The following is a 204-nucleotide window of genomic DNA, read 5'->3' as shown; positions in this document are numbered from 1 at the left end:
GACTGTAGACAGCACAGCACCTTCAGCAACCACAGTGATTGCGATTGAAAGCATCAGTGATGATACTGGTTTATCAGCTACAGACTTCATTACCAATGATACAAGCTTAACTATTAATGGTAGCTTGACTGGCACATTGGCAGCGGGTGAAGTTGCACAGATCAGTGTAGATGGTGGTGTAACCTGGATCGACTTGACAGTAAC

1 protein-coding gene is annotated in these 204 nt (G+C 44.6%); it reads left to right on the top strand.

Going from position 1 to position 204, the window contains the following annotated elements:
- Positions 1 to 204: hypothetical protein (locus HUN22_RS17965; protein ID WP_174732155.1), on the top strand; the 204-nt coding region annotated here is incomplete at both ends.

This window comes from Acinetobacter lactucae, from assembly GCF_013344765.1.
Lineage (GTDB): Bacteria > Pseudomonadota > Gammaproteobacteria > Pseudomonadales > Moraxellaceae > Acinetobacter > Acinetobacter lactucae_A.
Note: the sequence above shows the minus strand (reverse complement) of the source record. Positions and strands in the feature narration are given on the sequence as shown.